At 37.8% G+C, this 22,093-nt stretch carries 20 protein-coding genes and 2 pseudogenes; 8 read left to right on the top strand and 14 right to left on the bottom strand.

Going from position 1 to position 22,093, the window contains the following annotated elements:
- Nucleotides 1-167: 167 nt before the first annotated feature.
- Nucleotides 168-1,094 (bottom strand): DUF3078 domain-containing protein, encoded by a 927-nt coding sequence (locus QF044_RS18935; protein ID WP_307270650.1) that lies wholly within the window; start codon nucleotides 1,092-1,094, stop codon nucleotides 168-170.
- Between the two features lie 257 nt (nucleotides 1,095-1,351).
- On the opposite strand from QF044_RS18935, the gene QF044_RS18930 reads away from it, so the two are divergent.
- The 4 genes from QF044_RS18930 (at nucleotide 1,352) to QF044_RS18915 (ending at nucleotide 5,439) form a co-directional block, all read left to right on the top strand.
- On the top strand, nucleotides 1,352-2,119 hold the full coding sequence (locus tag QF044_RS18930) for a rhomboid family intramembrane serine protease (protein WP_307270647.1): 768 nt from the start codon (nucleotides 1,352-1,354) through the stop codon (nucleotides 2,117-2,119).
- A gap of 165 nt (nucleotides 2,120-2,284) precedes the next feature.
- On the top strand, nucleotides 2,285-3,394 hold the full coding sequence (gene dprA / locus QF044_RS18925; protein ID WP_307270646.1) for a DNA-processing protein DprA: 1,110 nt from the start codon (nucleotides 2,285-2,287) through the stop codon (nucleotides 3,392-3,394).
- 190 nt (nucleotides 3,395-3,584) lie between these two features.
- On the top strand, nucleotides 3,585-4,943 hold the full coding sequence (gene gdhA, locus QF044_RS18920) for an NADP-specific glutamate dehydrogenase (protein WP_307270644.1): 1,359 nt from the start codon (nucleotides 3,585-3,587) through the stop codon (nucleotides 4,941-4,943).
- 127 nt (nucleotides 4,944-5,070) lie between these two features.
- Complete coding sequence (locus QF044_RS18915; protein ID WP_307270641.1) at nucleotides 5,071-5,439, top strand: iron chaperone; 369 nt, start codon at nucleotides 5,071-5,073, stop codon at nucleotides 5,437-5,439.
- A gap of 39 nt (nucleotides 5,440-5,478) precedes the next feature.
- Here the strand turns inward: QF044_RS18915 and QF044_RS18910 are convergent, their stop codons facing one another.
- From QF044_RS18910 to QF044_RS18895, 4 genes and pseudogenes are all read right to left on the bottom strand, one after another.
- Entirely contained in the window at nucleotides 5,479-5,724 is a 246-nt protein-coding gene (locus QF044_RS18910) for a hypothetical protein (RefSeq protein ID WP_307270639.1), read from the bottom strand.
- A 176-nt stretch (nucleotides 5,725-5,900) separates the two neighbouring features.
- A complete protein-coding gene (locus QF044_RS18905; protein ID WP_307270637.1) occupies nucleotides 5,901-6,224 on the bottom strand; it encodes a hypothetical protein in 324 nt (107 codons plus the stop codon).
- Nucleotides 6,225-6,339: 115 nt separating this feature from the next.
- Nucleotides 6,340-6,829, bottom strand: a pseudogene (locus QF044_RS18900) (YkgJ family cysteine cluster protein).
- A complete protein-coding gene (locus tag QF044_RS18895) occupies nucleotides 6,830-7,801 on the bottom strand; it encodes an ion channel (RefSeq protein WP_307270634.1) in 972 nt (323 codons plus the stop codon).
- A gap of 152 nt (nucleotides 7,802-7,953) precedes the next feature.
- Here QF044_RS18895 and QF044_RS18890 point away from each other — a divergent pair, with 152 nt between their 5' ends.
- Complete coding sequence (locus QF044_RS18890) at nucleotides 7,954-8,334, top strand: group III truncated hemoglobin (protein WP_307270632.1); 381 nt, start codon at nucleotides 7,954-7,956, stop codon at nucleotides 8,332-8,334.
- 58 nt (nucleotides 8,335-8,392) lie between these two features.
- On the opposite strand, the gene QF044_RS18885 is transcribed toward QF044_RS18890, so the two are convergent.
- The 9 genes and pseudogenes from QF044_RS18885 to hflX all read right to left on the bottom strand — a co-directional run.
- Nucleotides 8,393-9,463 (bottom strand): calcium:proton antiporter, encoded by a 1,071-nt coding sequence (locus tag QF044_RS18885; RefSeq protein ID WP_307270630.1) that lies wholly within the window; start codon nucleotides 9,461-9,463, stop codon nucleotides 8,393-8,395.
- Between the two features lie 203 nt (nucleotides 9,464-9,666).
- The gene (locus QF044_RS18880; RefSeq protein WP_307270629.1) at nucleotides 9,667-10,005 is read right to left on the bottom strand and encodes a DUF6122 family protein; all 339 of its coding nucleotides are present in this window, start codon (nucleotides 10,003-10,005) and stop codon (nucleotides 9,667-9,669) included.
- A gap of 28 nt (nucleotides 10,006-10,033) precedes the next feature.
- Nucleotides 10,034-11,272: a hypothetical protein gene (locus QF044_RS18875; protein WP_307270628.1), complete on the bottom strand. Its 1,239-nt coding sequence runs from the start codon at nucleotides 11,270-11,272 to the stop codon at nucleotides 10,034-10,036.
- Nucleotides 11,273-13,222 (bottom strand): hypothetical protein, encoded by a 1,950-nt coding sequence (locus QF044_RS18870; protein WP_307270627.1) that lies wholly within the window; start codon nucleotides 13,220-13,222, stop codon nucleotides 11,273-11,275.
- 95 nt (nucleotides 13,223-13,317) lie between these two features.
- Complete coding sequence (locus QF044_RS18865; RefSeq protein ID WP_307270625.1) at nucleotides 13,318-13,986, bottom strand: hypothetical protein; 669 nt, start codon at nucleotides 13,984-13,986, stop codon at nucleotides 13,318-13,320.
- Nucleotides 13,987-14,071: 85 nt separating this feature from the next.
- Entirely contained in the window at nucleotides 14,072-14,791 is a 720-nt protein-coding gene (locus QF044_RS18860) for a DNA alkylation repair protein (RefSeq protein WP_307270624.1), read from the bottom strand.
- 26 nt (nucleotides 14,792-14,817) lie between these two features.
- The gene (locus QF044_RS18855; protein ID WP_307270612.1) at nucleotides 14,818-16,098 is read right to left on the bottom strand and encodes a sodium:proton antiporter; all 1,281 of its coding nucleotides are present in this window, start codon (nucleotides 16,096-16,098) and stop codon (nucleotides 14,818-14,820) included.
- 21 nt (nucleotides 16,099-16,119) lie between these two features.
- Complete coding sequence (locus QF044_RS18850; protein WP_307272074.1) at nucleotides 16,120-16,749, bottom strand: DUF4919 domain-containing protein; 630 nt, start codon at nucleotides 16,747-16,749, stop codon at nucleotides 16,120-16,122.
- A gap of 15 nt (nucleotides 16,750-16,764) precedes the next feature.
- Nucleotides 16,765-17,979, bottom strand: a pseudogene (gene hflX, locus QF044_RS18845) (GTPase HflX); the annotation flags it as partial.
- Nucleotides 17,980-18,185: 206 nt separating this feature from the next.
- On the opposite strand from hflX, the gene QF044_RS18840 reads away from it, so the two are divergent.
- The 3 genes from QF044_RS18840 (at nucleotide 18,186) to QF044_RS18830 (ending at nucleotide 22,091) form a co-directional block, all read left to right on the top strand.
- Nucleotides 18,186-18,893 (top strand): LytTR family DNA-binding domain-containing protein, encoded by a 708-nt coding sequence (locus QF044_RS18840; protein WP_307270611.1) that lies wholly within the window; start codon nucleotides 18,186-18,188, stop codon nucleotides 18,891-18,893.
- A gap of 164 nt (nucleotides 18,894-19,057) precedes the next feature.
- On the top strand, nucleotides 19,058-19,540 hold the full coding sequence (locus QF044_RS18835; protein WP_307270608.1) for a T9SS type A sorting domain-containing protein: 483 nt from the start codon (nucleotides 19,058-19,060) through the stop codon (nucleotides 19,538-19,540).
- Between the two features lie 4 nt (nucleotides 19,541-19,544).
- Nucleotides 19,545-22,091 carry a collagen-like protein gene (locus QF044_RS18830; protein ID WP_307270605.1) on the top strand — a complete coding sequence of 849 codons (2,547 nt, stop codon included), beginning with the start codon at nucleotides 19,545-19,547 and terminating at the stop codon, nucleotides 22,089-22,091.
- Nucleotides 22,092-22,093: the final 2 nt, after the last annotated feature.

Raw genomic sequence — 22,093 nt, 5'->3', positions numbered from 1 at the left:
ATCACCCTTATTTGAAATATCAAATTGCTATTTAAAGCATTAAATGACTGCAAACTACACTTAAAAAAAAAACCAATGAACTTATCCGCACTTATAAATCCCGGCTTACATTAACGGGAAAGCACCTATTATAGAAGTGCTTTGATCTTTATAAAGAAGGTTATAATTTATTTTTTAATCCACCATTGGCTGTCCTTTCTGTCAGAACGTTTCACACCGTTATTCAGCAGATAGGAAAACCCTATCCCGAGCGTCTGCTTAAGCTGTGTTTTTTGGATCTGGTTGTGGTCATACAGAAGATCTACTGTAATATTGGATGAGATAAATTTATTTACTTTAAAGTTTAAAACGGCACCATAGGCCAGCACCAATCTTTCCGGATGGTCAAGGTAATTTGAGAATACTGAAGCCGTATTGGTTATATGAACATTCTCCATCAGCTTTACTTTATACATTGCTGTTCCTAGAAAACCGAACTGCAGCAATGAAGTATCTCCATCATTTTTTAAACCATAACTTCCGGCATACTGAAGTTCCTTATCCAATACAAATGTCCACCTGGCGTTGGTAGGCCGCAGTGTTACCGTCAAATTATCATTCGGCCGGTAGGTGATCCCCATACCGAGATTTAGATAGCCGGGCGCCATAAAATTAGAGATCTTTTTGGCAGCAGGATTATTACCGTCTTCGTATCCGGCAGCAAACTGAGACTGCAGCCCTGCTCCTAAAGAAAAATACCAGCTTTTGGAAAATTTCCGCCCATAATTAGTAGAAACATTGATAACATCTTGTGTTTTCCTTACACCCAGGCCTTTCGTATCATTCTGCCCATAATCCAAAGCAATTATATTTTCCCAGAGATCATTGTCTTTTTCATAGGTAATATTGTAGTTTACACCAGCAAGCCATCCTACATTGTTGGCCCCTCCGCCGACCCAGTTTGAAAAGGCCGCCTGATTGATCATTAAAGTATTTTTCCCCATTACCGACCAGTATTTTACCGTATCCACGACTACTGAATCTTTTTTCAATTCTTCTTGTGCACTTACATAAATTCCCATAGAAAAGGAAAGAATCAATAAAAACTTCTTCATTATGTTACCTGATTTTCATTACAAAAATATTAATATAATTTTTTTTTAAGCAAATCCAACTTATAAAAAGCCTTAAAAAGTAAAAACTCTTTTCAATTAACCAAAAACAAGCCAGTTTAATACATTCAATGTCAAAATATTAAGCTTCGCATTTTAAAAATTGAAACCTTTTGTCTCAAAATAAAGAGATCATCATATGATACATCGCCAAATTTTCCGAAATTTATTATTGGCTTTTGATTTGAGATACCATTCCTATGTTTAAAAATATAATTTCCAAAAGAGCTATTATAGTCCCATTGCTAATGCTTTCGGCTATGTGGTTAGGCTACTTTCTGCAGACACTGGGCTTTTTTCAAAGCTGTTTCGGAGCCATTATACCTTTACTGCCGGAAGGTCTTTTGGGAATCATCACTTCTCCCCTGCTGCATGGAAATTTAGATCATATCATAGGAAATTCTATTCCGGTAGCCATTCTTATGTCTCTTTTATATCAGTTCTATCCTTTAGTTGCCAATAAAGTAATCATTACCGGCTGGCTGGCCACAGGACTGCTGATCTGGCTATTGCCTCCCATAGACATCCTGACCGGTGATTATATGTACACCTGCACCATTGGAGCCAGCGGAATTGTATACGTCCTTGCATTCTTTCTTTTTTTCAGTGGGGTATTCAAATGGAATATGAAGCATCTTACTATATCCATGCTCGTTGTTTTATACTATGGCAGTTTGATCTGGGGTATGTTTCCTGAAGAGTTATTTTATAATATGCAGGAGCCAAGCAAGATTTCATGGCAGGCACACCTTTCAGGAGCAGTGGTAGGAAGCATTATAGCTTTTGCTTTTAAAAATGTAGGCGAAAAGAAAAAAAAATACATCTGGGAATTTCCCAATTATTATAACGAAAAAGATGATAAGCTCTGGCAGCAATACAAAGAGAATCATCCCGAAGACTTTTTGGAGCTACCTTATAAAAAAAGAGATGATATCTGGGATCATTTGGATGAATTAAGAAAGAAGTAAAATTGAGTAGAGATTGGAAAATGGAGTCTGGATATTAAAATAGGCTTCAGTAATCAAGTAAACTTAAAAGAATAGAAAATGCCTCAATAATTTCTTTCTTCCAGCTTCAGGTTTCCTGACAGTAGCCAACTCATGTTATTTTATTATATTTGATAAAACACACACATGATCACTGAAGAATATCTTTATGCAATTGCCCTGCGTGAATGCAGCCTTATAGGCGACATCAATTTCCATAAACTTGTACGAACCTTCGGAAGCGCTGAAGAAGTATGGAAAAAAGCTAAAAAGGAATACAGCAAAACGAATGGAATAGGCAGAAAAACGGTTTCGGAAATTGGCAAAGAAGACCATCTTAAATTTGCAGAGAAGGAGATCGAATTCTGCGAAAAGAACAATATACAGATCAGGCTCAGACATCTGAATGAAATTCCACGCTTATTAAACGAATGTGATGATGCTCCTGCTATTCTTTATCAAAAGGGAAATTTTGATGATGCTCTGCCAAAGGTAAGTATCGTAGGAACCAGAAATATGACCTCTTATGGCAAAGAATTCATTGAAGGATTTTTCGAAGCCACAAAGCACAACAAATACATATCAGTCAGTGGATTAGCTCTTGGAGTTGATAAGGAGTCTCATGAGCGATCAATTCATTATAACATACCTACAATAGCGGTTCTCGCCCATGGATTTCATACGCTATATCCTTCTAAAAATAAAAAATTATCTGAAAAGATTATTGAGGAAGGAGGTGCATTGCTTACAGAATTCAATTCTTCCAGAAAACCGGACCGTGAAAATTTCATCCAGAGAAACAGAATTATTGCAGGAATTTCACCTTCTACTCTGGTCGTGGAAACGGGTTTCGGCGGCGGATCTGTAAGCACTGCGGCTTTTGCCAATGATTACAACCGGGACGTCTTTGCCCTTCCGGGAAAGATAACGGATCCTTACAGTCAGGGGTGTAACCATCTGATCTTCCAAAACAAAGCAACGGCTATTTCTACGATAAAAGACCTGGTGGATTCCCTGGGTTTCAATCAATCAAAACATAAAATGGAAGAGCTATTTCCTTACAGCGAAACAAATACACAACTATCTGATAACCAAGAATCAATATATAAATCTATAAAAGACAATCCTAAGGTTTCTCTTGACGATCTCGCACAGATGGTTTCGATACCTTCCTATAAAATTCTTCCTGTAATTTTGGAATTGGAGCTTTTAGGGAAAGTAAAATCATTTTCCGGGAGGCAATTTACAGCAATTTAAGAATTAACGATTTCTTAATACTGCATTATTTGTGACATAACTTTTGATTTTTAATAAAATTTGCTTACAAATTATTAATTTAATAATATTTCGGGACATTATTATTTAATTTTCAGCAATGTTGAAATACAGTATTGTGAATCTTGAAAAAAAAATTAAATTTGTTGACAATAATATTCAACCCTAATATATGGAACAATATAATATTGACCAGAAAATCCAGGAGTTTATTGCCAAGATTGAAGCAAAAAATCCTAATGAACCAGAATTTTTACAAGCCGTAAAAGAAGTAGCTGTGACTGTAATTCCGTTTATTATGACCAAGAAGGAATATACGGGAATGAAGCTTCTAGAGAGAATGGCTGAACCTGAAAGAGTGATTATCTTCAGAGTTCCATGGGTTGATGATAAAGGAGAGATCCAGGTAAACAGAGGATTCAGAATCCAAATGAACTCTGCGATCGGACCATACAAAGGAGGAATCCGTTTCCATCCTACTGTAAACCTTTCTGTTCTTAAATTCTTAGCTTTCGAGCAGGTATTTAAAAACTCATTGACGACTCTACCGATGGGTGGAGGAAAAGGAGGTTCAGATTTTGACCCACAAGGTAAATCTGATATGGAAGTAATGCGTTTCTGCCAGGCTTTCATGACTGAATTATGCAAGCATATCGGTCCTGAAACAGATGTACCTGCTGGAGATATTGGTGTAGGAGCAAGAGAGATCGGATATCTTTTCGGACAGTACAAAAAAGTAAGAAACGAGTTTACAGGAGTACTTACAGGAAAAGGTCTTGCATATGGAGGTTCACTGATCCGTCCTGAAGCTACAGGATATGGTGTAGTTTACTTTGCAGAGCAAATGCTTAAAACAATCGGACAGGACTTTAAAGGAAAAACGGTAACGGTTTCAGGCTTCGGAAATGTAGCTTGGGGAGTGATCAAGAAAGCAACTGAGCTTGGTGCTAAAGTTGTAACAGTTTCTGGTCCTGATGGATATATCTACGATAAAGACGGAATCAGCGGTGAAAAGATCGATTATTTATTAGAATTGAGATCTTCCGGAAATAATAGAGCTGAGGATTATGCTAAAAAATATCCTTCTGCGGAATTCCATGCAGGAAAACGTCCTTGGAGTGTAAAATGTGATGTAGCATTCCCATCTGCAACCCAAAATGAATTAGATCTTGAAGATGCTAAACTTTTGGTAGAGAATGGATGTCTGTGTGTTACTGAGGCCGCTAATATGCCTTCTACATTAGATGCAATTAACTATTTCTTAGACAATAAAGTATTATTCTCGCCTGGTAAGGCTTCCAACGCTGGAGGTGTTGCTACTTCAGGTCTTGAGATGACACAGAACTCTATCCGTCTTAACTGGACTTCTGAGGAGGTTGACGCAAGATTGAAAGAGATCATGATCGGTATCCACAAGGCTTGTAGAGATTACGGAAAAGACGAAGATGGCTACGTAAACTACGTGAAAGGTGCCAACATCGCTGGATTCGTGAAAGTAGCGGAAGCAATGCTAGCTCAGGGAGTGGTATAAAAATAAACAAAGGTTGGGAAGTTCCCAGCCTTTTTTGATAAAGCCTGTTCCCGGGATAATGGGAAAAAAGTAAAAAGTGAAAGGAGAAAGCGTGGTATTTGTACCGCGCTTTTTTTATTTTTATGGGATGAAAAACACCTTCAAAAATATTAATGAGTACATTCTTCTGTTTCCTGATGAAGTTCAGCAGAAACTTATAGAATTAAGAGAAACTATTCATTCCGAAATTACAGGCCTTGAAGAATATATTGGTTATCAGATGCCGACATTCAGATACAGGGGAAAACCGTTGGTCTACTTTGCAGGCTATAAAAAACATATAGGATTTTATCCCGGGGCCGAAGACATTAAAGCTTTTGAAAAAGATTTTGTGAAAAACCAGTATAAATTTTCAAAGGGAGCTGTTCAGTTTCCGGCAGATCAGAATATTCCGGCAGAGCTTGTCAGGAAAATAGTACAGTTCAGAGCCCATGAAATAGATCAGAAAAAATCCTGAGATACTTATCCCAGGATTACTTTTACTTTATTTTACGATTTATTTATTTTTCTTTTTCATTTTTCTGTCACTTTGTACAGCATTTTTGTTTTTCGAGTTGGCAGTATCAGTTTTTGATTTGTCCCAACTATTGGTGCTGTTAGTGTTATTCATAGTACTGTCCTTCATGTCCCGATGGGTCCTGGTGGTATCAGGTCTCGTGGTGTCTCTTTTCTGTGGAGTCGTTTGTGCGGAAATAGCTACTGTTCCTACTAATAATACGGTTGCCAAAATTAACTTTTTCATAATATTAATAATTTAGAATGGTATTATGTTAAATACAATTTTCATACTAAAATATTCTATAAGTAACTGTTTTAACGTGATTTATAATTTTTTAAGACAATTTAAAATATAAGCTCCACGAAATAAAAATCCTGAGATATTTCATCCCAGGATCCCCTTTCTACTTTGCTCAATATCTACTTAGATGATTTTGCTTTTTTCTTCGCTTTTTTCTCTGCTTTCGTTTCAGAAGGCTTTGTAGCATCTGTAGCGGTTTCTGTACTTACTGGTGCTGCTTCTTCAACAGTGGTAGCTGGAGTTGCTGCCGGATCTACCGTGGTCGTCGTGGTATTTTGTTTTTGAGCATCTGTAGTAGTGCTCGGTTGTGTATTTTGCTGTTGAGTTTGAGTAGTCTGGTTATTAGTGGTATCGGCAGGCTTTTGAGTTTGGGTCTGGGTTTGTGCCGATACTGCGATTACGCCGACTAATGTAAACGCTGCTGTTAAAACTAACTTTTTCATAATGTAATATTTTAAATGATTGTTTAACTTAAACGACACACCTTTTATTAAATTATGCGTAATAATCTTATTTAACGTACTTTATAATTATTTAAGAGATTTTACAAACCATTATTTACTTTGAAATATTCTTCATCATCTTTTCTACAAACTCATAGGCTGCAGGACAGATAACGGTATTTTTCAGCATTAAATCGTTGATTTGGTAGATTTTTTTCCGGTCTGTATGTGGATATTCCCGGCAGGCTTTCGGCCTTACTTCATATATTGAGCAGGTATTGTCACCATTCAGAAAGAAGCAGGGAAGATCCTGAAGTACCTTATCGTTGTCTTCATCCACCCTTAAAAATTTAGCTTCAAAATCAGCCTGTTTCATGCGCAGATGTTTTGAAATACGTTCAATATCTTTTTCTGTGTATAAAGGTCCTGTTGTTTTGCAGCAGTTGGCGCACTGAAGGCAATCCACTTCTTCAAAAACTTCCTCGTGGGTTTCCTGCACTATATAATCAAGATTTTTGGGCGACTTTTTTTTTTAATCCGTCCAAAAACTTTTTATGTTCCTTCTGCTTTTGTAAAGCCTGCTTTTTATAGAAATCTAAATCCATTTATTCTTTGTTTCCGGTAATTTCCGGAAGATCTGCTTTTTGGTATTCATTAATTTTATCCAGATCTAATATCGTCGTCTGATCTTTATTGTCCGGATAATACATTGGAGTAAATCTAGCTCCGTACACAATTTCTTTTGAAACATAGGAAGATCTCTGCACCACCGTATTGGAAAAGACTTCATCAAAGGCACGGACCTGTATAATAATCTCAATATCCGTATTTTTAAAATCATCTTCAGAGAACCCGTAAAACGGTGATTCTTCTTTGATCTCATGTACAACAGTCCAGTTCAAAGCCAAAGTATTGATTTTGCTTAAATGGGTCTTTAAAGAATAAAAATTACTTTTGGGTACCCCATTCTCAATTACTTCAATAGCTGTCGAAACAATGACATCTGCATCCGTCAAAGCATTGTTTTTAAAAGGAGCCAGCCTGAACATCAAAGCCCGCGACCCTTTAAATGGAGCAATCACTGCAATATCCGAAAACCTGAGATAAGCCCTCGGTCTGGAAAATCTTCCGTAAAAAAGTCCGGTTGCGATGGCAAAGGTAAGCAATCCCAGAAAAGCTTCAAAGGTAGCCACCAGACTTGCCGTAAAGCCTACCGGTGCAATTCTCCCATATCCAACAGTAGTAAACGTTTGTGAGCTGAAAAAAAATACATCGATAAACTCGTTCAGCGGATCACTTTTATCAATTCCGGTAAGGTGCTCTACTCCGATTAGGTAATAGATAAAAGCAAATACCAGATTAATCAGGATATAGGCTATGATGAGGTAAGATAAGAACCGGAATGTTGAAAGATTCAGCATGGTATGATACCAGCTCAGCCTATTGAAGACATTAACTCCCTTGCGCTTTACATTGGGAAGTCCATCTTTATTGATGAACCTTCCGGATGCATTGCTTCCAAAGCCACTGTTTTCAGAATTTTTCTGACGGATCTTCTGTCTGAAGCCTCTTGCCATTCTTATATGATTTATAGTTTAATGTAAGCAGATAAGCGAAAAATACCTATCCCTCTTTTTCTGTTTATAATGCAAAGATAAAATATTGTTTTCATGAAATTTATCAAGCTGATGATTGAATTTATAATTTGATTTTGCAGTACATTTGACATATGAAAAAACTGGAATCAAGAGAAGATATTGAGCATCTTGTCAATTCGTTTTACAAGAAAGTAATTAAAGATGAGACCATTGGGTTTTTCTTTAATGATGTAGCGAAAGTAGATTGGGACAAGCATCTTCCGAAAATGTATTCTTTCTGGGAATCCATCCTTTTTGGCCAGATGAGCTACAAAGGAAATCCTATGGGCGTGCACTTCCCCATCAATGAAGTCCAGGCAATGGAACAGAAGCACTTTGACCGTTGGTTAGAGCTTTGGAGAACAACGATTGAGGAAAATTTTGTCGGAGAAAATGCTGATACGGCTATTTATAAATCAGAAAACATTGCGAAGCTGATGGCTTTTAAAATGGAGCTTGCGAGGAGACTGTGATATAAGTTTGAGAGTCGGAGAGTTTTGATGTTTCCGGGTACGAGATATGCGTTCTAAATTATGGGACAATGACAGTAAAGATGTACGCTGCAAGATTCACCAATAAAACAGTTCCGTACAGGACATTTGTTTTTCCACGGCTTAACGAGAGCATCACTATAAATACGGATAGGGAAAGGAGGATAATATCTTTTTTATCAAGTCCCAATACCAATGGAATATCATATACGATACACACAACAGATACGGCCGGAATGGTCAGACCAATACTTGCCAAGGCAGATCCCAATGCCAGGTTCAAACTGGACTGTATCTGATTGCTTCTTGCAGCACGTATGGCAGCCACTCCCTCAGGAAGAAGGACCACTCCTGCAATAATGACCCCAACCAAAGATTTCGGAGCACCTATGCTCTGTACCATCCCTTCTATGGTTCCTGAAAGGCCTTTGGCCATCAAGACCACAATCACCAGACAAACCACCAGAAAACCAAAGCTTATCAGCGTTTTATTTAATGAAGGAATATAATGTTCTTCCGGATGTTCATCAGGAACGATAAAATAGCTTCTGTGACGCACAGTCTGAACCATCAGAAAAATTCCGTAGATCACAAGACAGGCGATGGATATAAAAATAAGCTGAGCTTCGTTATAAAAAGGACCATTGACGCTTGAAGTAAAATTGGGAAGGACAAGGGTAAGTACGAGAATGGAAACAATACTCACTAAGTAAGTCGTTGCTGAGGTTCTTGCAAAAAACTGCTCATGATATTTCACACCGCCTACAAGAATACAGATTCCTAAAATTCCATTAAGAATGATCATTACCGCAGCAAAAACGGTATCTCTGGCCAGCGTGATCGCCTGATCTCCGCCGGCTACCATGAGTGAGATGATCAACGCAACTTCAATAATAGTGATACAGAGTGCAAGGATAATGGTTCCGAACGGCTCCCCTACTTTATGAGCCACAACTTCTGCGTGATGTACTGCAGATAAGACACTTCCGGTGAGCAGAAGTCCTGCAATAATATCATAAACAACTCCGCTTCCCATTAGCCCGGAAAAGTAATACCCAACGGCCAGAACGGGGAAAATATACGTATAATGTAAAAGTTCTTTTAATTTCATAAAGTGTCTACAAAATACAAAAAATCTATGAAAACTGAAATATCAAAAGAAAATATTAATCATATTTTAATCTCATAAAGTATGAAAGCCAAATGTTGCAAGATGGAAGTTATTGAGATAGAAAGTAGAAATGCAGAATAGTTTTTATTAATTTCTGCACTCTAGTTTCTAATCTTCCTCTTTCAGCTCCAGTCTCATTTTATCTAATGGATCCACAGGTTAAAATCCAGGAAATCCGTCAGCATATGAAACAAAAGACCAATAGCTATAATTCTAATATTTCCTTTGAAAAACAGCAGCAAAAAATACACCGCAATGGCATAATAGGAATGTAAAATATGGAAACCTATGCTATTTCTTGACGGATCAAAAACGGGATTGGCAAAAATATGATCCAGATCTACCAGCATGGTCGCCAGCATAATGAGATATGCTTTCTTCCAGTTTTTACGGAAAAAGATCAGGGCAATAAAAACCGGAAACACCAGATGTAAAAAGTAATGGGTGAACGTTTTCAGTAATGCAATTTCAGTTAAAGTCATTTAATAGTCAGTCAGTTTTAGGATTCGGTTACCATCTTAAAATTAAAGGTAATACTCCGTTTTTAGCTTTAATCTTCACCCAATAATTATCTGCTTTATTCCCGTAAAATATATAATCTATGTCAGAAAGAATTCTTTTTTCCATTGATGTTAAAGTACTTAAAGATGAAACAAGCAGTGGATTATTTCTAATGTAAATATAGCTTTCTTTAAGGTTCGGGGATAATGCTATCGGTTTTCTGGTGGATCTTATGGTAAGGCCTTTATCATTCCTGCCGATATGATTAGGCTGAAAAGGGATCACTGTGAATTGCCCCTGATCATTGATCCATTTTTTATGCTGAAAATATTCCCATGCTTTCTCAGGTACTGAACTTTGAAGATCAATCACATAATTAGGCTGAATAATTTTCTGAACAGTCTTTTTCTCTATTTCATTAAAATTATCATCATAACCGTAGCTAATAATGGTATCGTTTACCTGTTCAATTTCAGCAGTTGCTTTTAAATAGCTGATCTGCGTTGAATCCGCTATATTTTTTTCGAAAAAACGGGCATATTTTTTCACGTTATGAGCATCCAATTCTATTTCTAAAAAGTGTTGTTCTTTCTGAAATTTAGAAATCACAGCTGTAAAATGATCGGTTGCTGAGGTATTTTTTATTTCAATTTCATCAGCTTTCAATGCAATAGAAAAATTCTGAATTTTCTGTCCTGTAATGAAGGAAATACTTCCTAAGGTATTGTCAATAAACTGATCCGCATTCAGGGTATTTTTTTGGGAAGACTGAGAAAGTGACTGGTTGATTTGGTCAAAAGCTAAGAAAGAAGTTCCTACAATACAATGTTTTCCTATTATTTTAAGGAAGATCTGATCTTTCTGAAAGAGGTTTTTCCCTTTGCTGATAAACTGATTATTTTTTAAATAAGCTGAGAATTTTTCAAGATCTTTCAGCTCAACCACGCTGTACCATTCTGAAAATTTGGTGTCTTTGAGATGGAAAATCTGTATGAAATCCGGCATTTTTATCCCCGAATCTTTTAAAGAAATTGTTTTCTGATCTTTCTTTTTACTGCCTGACCATTTTGAAGGATGAGTAATTAAGCTTGAAATATATTGTCCCGTTAATTTTTTCATATCAATTAAAACGACCATATCAGCATTTTCCGGGACAAATTTTAAGGTTTTGTCTTTATGAAAAAACGCAAAATAAAGCGCAGCTGCGAGTAAAACAATTAACGGGACAATAAGTTTCTTTTTATTCATTTACAGGATTTGCGGCTTTTTTTCTGATTCATTAATTTTATAAAGCTCATCAAACAGATCAAAGAAATACATCAGACTGTTTTCCGAAGAATTTTTAATGTTGTAATCCATTTCTGTTTCTACGCTTTCTCCCTTTACTTCGGTTTTATAATACACTTCACCAACATTTTTTCTGAACAGATCCAATGTTTTTCTTTCGGAAGGTGTTTTGAATTCTTTTTCTAAACCGATCAAAAGTCTCTGGATATCGAATCTTCCGGATAATGGATATTTAGAGGAATCTTTTGCCCACTGCTTAGAGATGCCAGACTGGTTCTGAGGCGTAAGATTGTCTGTAGAACTGGTAAGGTATACGATGCCGTCTTTTACTGTAAAATACAGCTGATCAAGATATCCATCCCCTTTTTCATCTTTAAACGAGTAAAAATTTCCGGTTTTTGAGAACTTTTTAGACAAATGCTTATTGGTGGTCAGTACATTGAAAACCCTGTTCCAATAACCTTCATTTTCTGTTGCAAAGGCAAAAGTGAAATTAGGAACGGCTACATCTTTAGTTTTCTTCACTTCCTTTTCATTATAGTCATCATCATATTCGTAGTCCGTATATTCTACCTGCTTGGATTTTAATTCATTCAGAACAAAAATTCCGTTTCCTGGAGCTATTTTGGTAATAGCTTCTTCGTCCAGAACAATTTTCATGGTTTCCATCATCAGCTCCATTTCCTTTTTGTACTCGCCTTCTCCGGAATCCTGAAGCAGGCTGTACATCATATCAAAAGTTTTTGCCCCGTTTACATTCATCACATAATACCCGATGCTTTTATCATTGATCAATGCAGCCAGTTTTTTGTTTTTCTTTCCTTTATAAACAGAAGAAATAGTTTTCTGGGTTTCTGAGTTTTTATGCTGATAGTTATTTACTAGCTTTACTTTATCTTTTTCAAAGTATAAATTATAAGAAGAACTTGAATTATAGGCATTCTTAAGGAACTGCCAGAACTCCAGACTCTTCATCATTTTACCATAGATTCCGTCATTAACTATCTTTCCGTAGTCTGTGTAGACGAACATGTCAGAATTAGGATCCCGGAAAGTGAGCATTGCTTTAGGAACATCAATTTCTAAATTGGAATTAAAATACCGGTCGAAACGTTCCTCAGCAATTTTCTTTACTATTTTGAACTCTTCTATACGCATAGAATCCAGTTCTTTCTGATAAGCCGTATCCACTACAGCTTCACCTTCGTTCCAATCCTCTTCTTTCGGATATACTTCAGCCTCACCATCCGGGTGCTGGGTATCTACATTTTCCTTAGGATATTTGTGGTTCTTTTCCAGATACTTGATATCTTTCTGGATCCGGGTGATTTCCTTGTTGTTTTCTTTGATATTTTCCTTCAAATATTTGATTTCATCCTTCAAACTGATGATTTCTTCTTTATAGTCAAAAGGAAGTTCCGGCTCTATGGCATAAGCACTGTCTACCACGACTGCTGCACTGTCTGCAACCGCTACGGCACTGTCTATCGTAGCATCAGCAGACCAGATGTCTTTATATGGCTTTGTATAACTAACCAGGCTCAGGACCGCACGGTCATTATTCCATGCTACAAAAACATCATCATCTATATCTACGTAAGAATACTTGTTTTTCTTGGAAATTTCCAGGCCTTTTTTCTTAATAGAATTGATAAATTCCTGAAATTTTTCTTTGTTATCAATGATAAAATGAGTGTTATAAGCCTTTATAGAATCATTGGTAGTGGCATAATGATATTGCGTAGCATCATATTTGATCCCCGTTTTGGAGTAATCATTCCACGAAGATTTTTCTTTGCTTTTTTTGCTTAATTCATGCAGTAACGGATTCAGTTTCTGCCAGTTGATCTTTTGATTAAGCTGTTTCCCGTTGATCTCCATATAAAATACGGCATCATTGGGAAGTTTCATACTTTGCTGTGCAAAAACAAACATAAAACCCAAAAAGTATGAAAGTAATTGTTTGTGTTTTTAAAAGGATCGATTTCATGGTTGTGTATTAGAATTTATTGAAATAATATCGTGTTTTGTAGTTGTTTTTTTTGAAAAATAAGGTCTAAAATATCGGCCTCCAGCTTCACTGCTTTTTTATTTGGAGAAAGTACATAGGCGCTGTTTGTCTGGGATTTTACAGAACTTTCAAACTGCATCACGGAAGTATATTTGGCATTATTGAAGATTTCTTTGTCTGCCTTTCCCATTTTATCATAATCCGATTTAAAGGTATTCACCTTATTTCTGGTCAGTGATTTTTTTTCAAGATTCTGGCTGTAGATTTGAGTCGGGATCATTTTGCCAAGGATATTTTTAGCTTTAAGCTGTTCAAGTCCGGCATTGATGTTTTCAATTTTTTTAAAATTACAGCTTAATTTGATGATATAATTATCAAAATCCATTGAAGTTTTCACATTGGTGATTCCCGGAGTTCCTTTGAATATTTTGGCTGCTTCATTAATTTTATTCTCAATTTCCGCTTTTTTCGGAACTTTTTTTCCGTTAATAGTTTCCATTTTAGAAATTGAAGCAAGCCTGGTTTTGCTTTTACTGGCGTTGAGAATAATAGTGTACTCTCCTGTTCCATCAGCTTTTACATTGACTTTATCCAGGATATCAAAACAGCTGGTGAGCACCAATAAAGGAAAAATAAGAGCCAACAGCTTCAGAAAATTTTTCATATTTGAGTTTTAAAACACAAAACTACTTAATTCCTGTTGAAAAAAATTTACGGAGCCTGTAATTTCACGGAAAACCACTACTTTTTTAAATTCTGCCTTTCAAATAATCCTGTCTTATCCCTTCATCCAGCTTTTCGATAGCATATCTCAGGCTGGTTCTTGGCATTTCCCGATAGTGTTTATTTAAAAAAGCAATCAGTTCAGTTTCACTTTTCTGACCCATTTCCCTTAACAGCCATCCGTTTGCTTTATGCATCAGATCATGGGAATGCTTCAGGTTTTTAGTAACAAATTCTTTCGTCAGTTCAAAAGACCCTTTTTTCACATAATGCATCGTCCCTACCACAGCAATTCTCTTGTGCCACATTTCCTCAGAATCTGAAAGGTTTCTCAGCAGTTCTTCCTTTCCGTTTTCAAAGGCATACCTCCCTAGAATTTTATAGCAGCTCGAATCTACCAGATCCCAATTATTGACGTATGGCAAATGATCCAGGTAAAACTGTATGATCTCTTCTTTCACGGCCTTATCTTTCGTTTTTTCAAACTTGTAAATCAGCATAAAAAGAGCAGTAAGACGATGTTCATGGTATTTAGATGTCAGGAGAATGCCCAGATCCTGAAGACTTATTTTGGAATAATATTCTTTGGCTACAGATCTCTGATCCGGAACCTTTACGCCTAAAAATAAATCTCCTTCACCATATTCTCCTTTTCCTGTTTTGAAAAACCTTGGAAAGAACTCCGCTTTTTCAGGAATGGACAGTACAGCCAGGGCTTCCTGTATTTCTTTAATCAGATCACTCATGACAATAGTGATTTATCTATTTAAAATTATGCATGCTCATCTGCAACACTACTCTGCTGTTCTTCTTTCGCAATAGCCTTTGGATTAGCTACTTTGGCAATCGTAAGTCCCTGAACGATAATAGAAAATACAACAACACAATATGTGATACTTAGAATAATTTCACTGTATTCACTTTTGGGAATAGACATGGCCAACGCAATAGAAACTCCGCCACGGATTCCTCCCCAAACCAAAACTTTTATAGTCTGCGGACTAAATCTTGTTCTTAGAGACATGAATCTAGTTGGCACCCAGATTGAGATCAGACGCGCAATTAAAACCACGGCAATAGCCAACAGGCCAGGAACCATAAAGAACTTTAAGTCTTTGATCATCAATAACTCAAAACCTATGAACAGGAATAACACGGCATTCAGAATTTCATCAATCAGTTCCCAGAATTTGATAAGATAATCCTGAGTGATTGATTTCATTTTAAATCTGACGTTAAAATTACCCATGAATAAACCTGCGGCAACCATCGTTAAAGGTCCGGAAATATGCATCTGTCTGGCGATAAGATATCCTCCCATCACCACAGAAAGCGTTACCAGAACGGAAATAATATAATCATCCACTTCACGCATCAGCCTGGATGTGATCCACCCCAGCACTACACCAAGAAGAATACCTCCACCCGCTTCTTTCAGCAGCAGCAAGCCTATACTTTCAACGCCCAGATCTACTTCTTTTCCAATAGCCAGCTGCAGCACTACGGTAAAGACCACAACAGCCATACCGTCATTAAACAAAGATTCCCCGGCCACTTTTGTTTCCAGTGATTTGGAAACATTGGCCTGTTTCAGGATACTCAGAACCGCAACCGGATCGGTAGGCGAAATAAGTGCTCCAAAAACCAGACAGTAAATGAATGGCAGTTGAATTCCTAAAAACGGTAGCAGGTAAAACATCCCGAATCCTACTACAAATGTGGAAATAACCACTCCTGCTGTAGAAAATATAAGAACCGGCCGGAACTGTTCCTTAAGGTCGTTGATATTAATATGAATTCCTCCTGCAAAGAGAAGGAAATTCAGCATGGCTCCCATCAGAACTTCTGTGAAGTCTATACTGTTCATTAAATTGTTTAAATGCCCAAATGTTCTTGGAAGTATCGTCTCACCAAACATTACAAGAAAAATAGAAACTACAATGGCAATCACCATGATCCCGATGGTACTCGGAAGCTTCAGAAATCTGTAATTCAGGTAGGCAAAAATCGATGCTAATACTATTAGGGCTGAAAATGAATAATATAACTCCACTAAAGTGTTTTTTTAATTAATTTATAGGTCTAAATAAAGTATTTTGATATACAGCTGGTTACCGTCTTTTTCCCAAATATCAAACATACCGTCCTTCCCGGTTTTTGATGCTCTTGTATAATCTTTTCCAATATTGAGGATATTTAGAAGGATGTACTCATCGCCCACGGAATTGACCAGATAAGCTGTTTTTTCAGATGCTCCGTCCCCGGAATTTTTCATTCCTTCAGTAAGCGAGCGGAACTGATTCAGGTGATGCATAAAGTTATTGCCGTCTTTCCGGGCATCATAAGCTCTTAGAAGGACAAGAAGAATATCCAGATTGGTAGGATCTTTATCATAAAGGATCTTTCCCTGTTTGATACATTCTTCAAAATTCTCTTGTTTAAAAGCTTCTGCCAGAATTTTAAAGCCGTCGTCTGTTGTCGAAATTTTATCATTCCTGAAATTTCTTCCGTAATATAAGTGCTGGGCTTCAATACTGTCCAGAGATTTCGGATATCCCTTATATTTAAAGATCAGCTTCTCATAATTGTAAGGAGAAGCTGAATTTTTAAGATCTTTCTCTATATTTTTTAAATTAATTTTTGATTTCTGGCTGAATCCAAAAACTGAAAATAAAACCAATAACAGGAAAAAGTGATATTTCATCAAATCGTTGTTTTCTTCTTCTACCTCATCGTTATCGAAATACTCGAAAAGGAAATCATTGTATGGGAACCTGGAAATATGAATTTTCATTACCTCATCGTAGATCATCTTCTTCATTTCCGGGAAATTTTCCTTCGTTAAAGCAGAGATGAAAACAGTTGGATATTTAGATTTACCCATCCACGTTTTCGTCCATTCTTCCAGAGAAATATTCTTTTTTGTAGATGGTGTAAGATCATCATCATCCTTTTTCTCGTAGCTGAAATCATCAATTTTATTGAAAACCATGATCATTGGTTTCTGATGAGCATTGATCTCCATCAAGGTATTGTTAACAGACTCTACCTGGTCTTCAAAGCTTTCATGAGAAATATCTACTACATGAATCAGCAGGTCTGCTTCCCGAACCTCATCCAATGTAGATTTAAAAGATTCTACAAGCTGCGTGGGTAGCTTTCTGATAAATCCAACTGTATCAGTAAGTAAAAACGGTAAATTTCCAATGACCACTTTTCGTACGGTCGTATCCAGTGTTGCAAACAGTTTGTTTTCTGCAAATACATCAGATTTGGAAAGCGCATTCATCAGCGTAGATTTTCCAACGTTGGTGTAACCTACCAAAGCAGCCCTAACCACTTTTCCGCGGTTATTACGCTGGGTGGCCATCTGTTTGTCTATTACTTTCAGCTTATCCTTCAATAGGGAAATTCTGTCACGGATGATACGGCGGTCAGTTTCAATTTCAGTTTCACCGGGACCTCTCATCCCGATTCCTCCTTTCTGACGTTCAAGGTGAGTCCACATCCTTGTCAGACGGGGTAATAGATACTGATATTGAGCCAATTCCACCTGGGTTCTTGCATAAGACGTCTGGGCTCTTTGTGCAAAAATATCCAGAATAAGATTCGTCCGGTCCAGAATTTTTACTTCTATTTCTTTTTCAAGGTTTTTAAGCTGGGAAGGAGACAGTTCGTCATCAAAAATAATAGTTCCTATCTCGTTTTCCTTTACATATTCTTTTATTTCCTGTGCTTTACCGCTTCCGATAAAAGTTTTGGAATCCGGCTGAGTTAATTTCTGAGTAAAACGTTTTTGCACCGTCGCACCTGCTGTGAAGGCCAAAAACTCCAGTTCATCCATATATTCCGTAAGCTTATCTTCATCCTGATTTTGGGTAATAACCCCTACCAAAATGGCTTTTTCGTAATTATGTTCTTTCTTATCTAGCATTAATTTCTGTCTATGTTTATGATTTTCACAAGATACCAATTTTCAGGAAAAAAAACAAAATCATTTTTTCATTCTATCGATTTTTAATGTTAATTTAAGTTTACAATATCTTTCTTTTGTGAAAAATTAATAACTTTATAAAACAGATTTGCAAACAATAAACATTTAAAATTACAAATCTTATAAAAATCAACCTACAAAAGATCATGATTACCTATCTTAAATGTATGATCATTGACAATGACGAACTGGATAGACTGGTTCTTCAGCATCATGTCAGGCAATATGACAATATAGAGATTATTGCATCTTTTGATTCTGCGGAAAAAGCAATTCCGTATCTTGAATTCCCGATTGATCTTCTGATCAGCGAGACCAATCTAAACGGAATGAGTGGATTGGAATTCAGAAAACTGGCTCACAAAATCCCGGCCTGCATCTTTGTAAGCTCCCAACCTGAACTGGCAGCCGAAGCATTTGAAACGGATACCCTTGACTTCGTCACAAAACCACTGAAAACAGAACGATTTCAGCAATCAATACAGAAAGTATTCAATTTTTTTGAAACAAAAGAAAAGTGTGACAGCTTTGATGCTCTTCTTGGTGAAAACTGCATTAAAATAAAAGAAGGTGGTAATACTTCTCAGGTAAAACTTACTGACATCCTCTATCTTGAAGCTCTGAAAGATTATACCAGACTCGTTACCCATGAAAAGAAGCACTGCGTTCTGGATTCCCTGGGAAACATCCTTAATAAAAGCTTTTTTGATTCTTTTGTGAGGATACATCGCAGCTATGCCGTACCCAGGCACTTCATCCGCGGAAAAAGCAGCAACGAGATAGAACTTATCCATCAGATCAGACTTCCTATTGGCAGAACTTACAAAGAGAAACTTTCCTTCCTTGATCCCTGAAATCACTGAATACCAACATTTTTGCAATAAAATGCCGTTGGTCGATTATTTTTGTCGTTAGTCTATTTTCCTGTCATCTGGTTTTGATATATGGTAATTTAGTGTTCACAAATTTTCAAATAAAAAATTTGGATAACTAATTAATAACCAGAAAACTATTTTACATGAAAAGAACATCTATTCACTGCTTCTTTCTCATTCTGTTCACTTTTTCCGTCAGTCTTCTGACTGCTCAGTCAGCAGTTTTGGCGACAGGAACGAATGCATCGGGAAGCAACGGCTCGGTTTCTTACAGTGTGGGCCAAACCACCTACCTCAACAAAGGGGCGAACTTCCAGGTAATGGAAGGTGTACAACAGGCCTATGAAATTACTACACTGTCCGCCAGCGAAACCGTATCAAAGCAAGAAGGCATTTTAATTTACCCCAATCCTTTCAGAGATTTTCTGTACATAGATTTTACCTCTACTTCTTATAAAGGGACGGAATACCAGTTGTTCGATGCTCAGGGCAAACTGATCAAAAAAGAGATGATCGCAGAGTCCAAATCCGAACTTAATCTTTCTTCGCTCCCAGCAGCAGTTTATATTATTCGGATCAATCAAAAGGGAGAGAACATAAAAACTTTTAAAATCATAAAAAAATAACGCCATGAAAAAAATATTATTATCGCTGGGTATCATGCTTGGCCTCTTTATGGGACATGCACAGGTTCCTGAAAAAATGAGCTATCAGGCCGTCATCAGAAATAGCTCAGGCCAGCTTTTAACCAACCAAAGTATTGCTGTAAAAGTGAGTATACTGGCGGGTTCTCTTATCGGGCCACTGGTTTATTCTGAAAGACTTACCGGAAATACAAATGCCAACGGGCTGATCAGTATGGAAATAGGAACAGGAACAGTGCTTTCCGGAACCTTTGCTACCATAAACTGGCCTACCGGCAACTATTATCTAAAAACTGAAACTGACCCTACGGGAGGAACCAATTATACAATAGCAGGAACCAGCCAACTATTAAGTGTTCCTTATGCAATGTATGCAAAAACAGCTGGAGGTGGCGGTGGAAGCTTTGCCATTCCTTATACCAGCACGGTAAATAATGCAGGAACGCTTTTCAGCTTAATTAATGATGGTGATGGAACTTCTGTAGAAGGGATCAATAATACAACAACCTCCAGCATAGCTTCGGTACGGGGAATTGTAAGCAATACTGCTCCCGGTGGATTTTCCAGTGGTGTCCGTGGGATCAATAACGGTACAGGAGGACTGGGCGTAGGGGTCTGGGGCAGCCAGAACGGAAGTGGCTGGGGCGTTTATGGTGTAACTCCTAACGGGCTTGGTGTCTATGGAAATTCATCTGCTTCCGGTACCGGTGTATACGCAAACAGTAACTCGGGAACCGGCCTTACAGCTACCAGCACCAATGGAATAGCAGCAAATATGTCGATTTTTAATAATGCAAATAACAATAATGTCCTTAATGCCAACACGGTTGGAAACGGAACCGTGATTAATGTTTCTTCCAGCGGAAACGGTGCCGGGGTTGTCAGCTCTACAGGGAGTGGTTTTGCTGTTCAGGGTATTACCAGTGCACAAACCTCTGCAGGAATCATAGGGGACAATAACGGAAACGGCGAGGCTATAGTAGGTAGAAATACCAGTGACATTGCAGGTGCCGTAGTCGGCAGAAATGATGGCGGAGGCTATGGGGTAAGAGGATTTGTAGCAACCAATACTACGGGAACTTCTATAGGGGTCTTCGGCCAGGTAGGCCTTAGCAGCGGAAAAGGACGTGCAGGAAGGTTTGAAAATGTGAATGCTTCCAATGATGTGAACACTTTGGAGGTAGAAACCAATGGGACAGGAAACATTCCTGATAATACAGAAGGTAACGCATCCTCTTTTCTTGTTAATAATACCAACAGTGTAGGCGCAGCAGTACGGGGAGAAGTAAAAACAATCTTTGGGAACTTCGGAGCAGCCGGTATTTTTGGAGTTTCTTCAGGGACAGGTGGTTTTGCAGGTTTATTCCACGCTTCCAATACATCTGGGAACGGTGCTGCTCTAGTGGCTATCACTGATGGAAATGGAAATGCCATTACGGCTAATGCCAGTAAAAACGGAAATGGTGTAGAAACCAATATTGATGGAGCAGGAAATGCCTTATATGCATGGGTTCCCACTTTTGCAACAGGACGCGCCGGAAAGTTTAATATATTCAATGATACCAATACAAGTGATGTCATAACGGTAACCACTGTAGGTAACGGTATTGGGGGGAACTTTAAAGTTGATCGTGTAACAGGTACCTCTCCCGCCGTAAAAGGAGAAGTAACTTCACAGTTCGCCAACTTCGGTACTGCCGGTGTTTATGGTTTATCATCCGGAACGGGAGGTTTTGGCGGATTATTCTATGCTTCCAATGCTTCAGGAAATGGACCCGCTCTGTTAGCTTTAACAGAAGGGAATGGAAATGGAATCACAGCCAATGCCGGTAAAAACGGAGATGGTATTGAAGCAACAGCAGACGGAACAGGAAACGCCGTGTATGGATGGACGCCAAATTTCGGAGTAGGAAGAGCTGGAAGATTTGCTAATTTCAATGCGGCCAACGGTAATCCTACTGTACACGTAACCAACGTGGGAACAGGAAGTGTATTACTACTGAATCATCAGGGACCAAGTGGAAATATTGCTATCCTGCAAACGAACAGCGCAAATGTAGCCCGTGTAGACAGAACCGGCAAAGGATTCTTCAACGGAGGAACTCAAAACAGTGGGGCTGACGTTGCTGAAGCATTTGATGTGGAAGGCAACAGTTCAGAGTATGAACCGGGAGATATTTTAATCATCTCAACAGATTCTGACCGTACCGTGGAAAAATCATCAAAACCCTACTCTACACTTGTTGCGGGAGTTTATGCTACAAAACCGGGTGTTCTCTTAACGGAAGAAAATATAGATTCTGAATTAATTGGAAAAGTTCCGATGGGAGTCATTGGAGTCATTCCTACGAAAGTCTGTCTGGAAGGCGGAAAAATTAAAAGAGGTGATTTTTTGGTAACCTCTTCCATATCCGGAACTGCTATGAAAGCAAATCCTAAAAAGGTGAAAATCGGGCAGGTCATCGGTAAGGCGCTTCAGGATTATGACCAAAATTCAACAGGGAAAATCAAAGTATTGGTAAACATTAAATAAAA

It is taken from the genome of Chryseobacterium sp. W4I1 (assembly GCF_030816115.1).
In the GTDB taxonomy this organism is placed as follows: domain Bacteria; phylum Bacteroidota; class Bacteroidia; order Flavobacteriales; family Weeksellaceae; genus Chryseobacterium.
Note: the sequence above shows the minus strand (reverse complement) of the source record. Positions and strands in the feature narration are given on the sequence as shown.

Excerpts from the sequence above, each read along its gene's own strand:
- QF044_RS18895 (WP_307270634.1), bottom strand. The coding sequence starts at position 7,801 with ATGGCAAGAGGCTTCAGACAGAAGATCCGTCAGAAAAATTCTGAAAAC.
- QF044_RS18835 (WP_307270608.1), top strand. The coding sequence starts at position 19,058 with ATGAAAAGAACATCTATTCACTGCTTCTTTCTCATTCTGTTCACTTTT.
- dprA (WP_307270646.1), top strand. The coding sequence starts at position 2,285 with ATGATCACTGAAGAATATCTTTATGCAATTGCCCTGCGTGAATGCAGC.
- QF044_RS18840 (WP_307270611.1), top strand. The coding sequence starts at position 18,186 with ATGATTACCTATCTTAAATGTATGATCATTGACAATGACGAACTGGAT.
- QF044_RS18905 (WP_307270637.1), bottom strand. The coding sequence starts at position 6,224 with ATGAAAAAGTTAGTTTTAACAGCAGCGTTTACATTAGTCGGCGTAATC.
- QF044_RS18915 (WP_307270641.1), top strand. The coding sequence starts at position 5,071 with ATGAAAAACACCTTCAAAAATATTAATGAGTACATTCTTCTGTTTCCT.
- gdhA (WP_307270644.1), top strand. The coding sequence starts at position 3,585 with ATGGAACAATATAATATTGACCAGAAAATCCAGGAGTTTATTGCCAAG.
- QF044_RS18930 (WP_307270647.1), top strand. The coding sequence starts at position 1,352 with ATGTTTAAAAATATAATTTCCAAAAGAGCTATTATAGTCCCATTGCTA.
- QF044_RS18865 (WP_307270625.1), bottom strand. The coding sequence starts at position 13,986 with ATGAAAAATTTTCTGAAGCTGTTGGCTCTTATTTTTCCTTTATTGGTG.
- QF044_RS18880 (WP_307270629.1), bottom strand. The coding sequence starts at position 10,005 with ATGACTTTAACTGAAATTGCATTACTGAAAACGTTCACCCATTACTTT.
- QF044_RS18910 (WP_307270639.1), bottom strand. The coding sequence starts at position 5,724 with ATGAAAAAGTTAATTTTGGCAACCGTATTATTAGTAGGAACAGTAGCT.
- QF044_RS18875 (WP_307270628.1), bottom strand. The coding sequence starts at position 11,272 with ATGAATAAAAAGAAACTTATTGTCCCGTTAATTGTTTTACTCGCAGCT.
- QF044_RS18850 (WP_307272074.1), bottom strand. The coding sequence starts at position 16,749 with ATGAAATATCACTTTTTCCTGTTATTGGTTTTATTTTCAGTTTTTGGA.
- QF044_RS18870 (WP_307270627.1), bottom strand. The coding sequence starts at position 13,222 with ATGAAACTTCCCAATGATGCCGTATTTTATATGGAGATCAACGGGAAA.
- QF044_RS18830 (WP_307270605.1), top strand. The coding sequence starts at position 19,545 with ATGAAAAAAATATTATTATCGCTGGGTATCATGCTTGGCCTCTTTATG.
- QF044_RS18885 (WP_307270630.1), bottom strand. The coding sequence starts at position 9,463 with ATGAAATTAAAAGAACTTTTACATTATACGTATATTTTCCCCGTTCTG.
- QF044_RS18890 (WP_307270632.1), top strand. The coding sequence starts at position 7,954 with ATGAAAAAACTGGAATCAAGAGAAGATATTGAGCATCTTGTCAATTCG.
- QF044_RS18935 (WP_307270650.1), bottom strand. The coding sequence starts at position 1,094 with ATGAAGAAGTTTTTATTGATTCTTTCCTTTTCTATGGGAATTTATGTA.
- QF044_RS18860 (WP_307270624.1), bottom strand. The coding sequence starts at position 14,791 with ATGAGTGATCTGATTAAAGAAATACAGGAAGCCCTGGCTGTACTGTCC.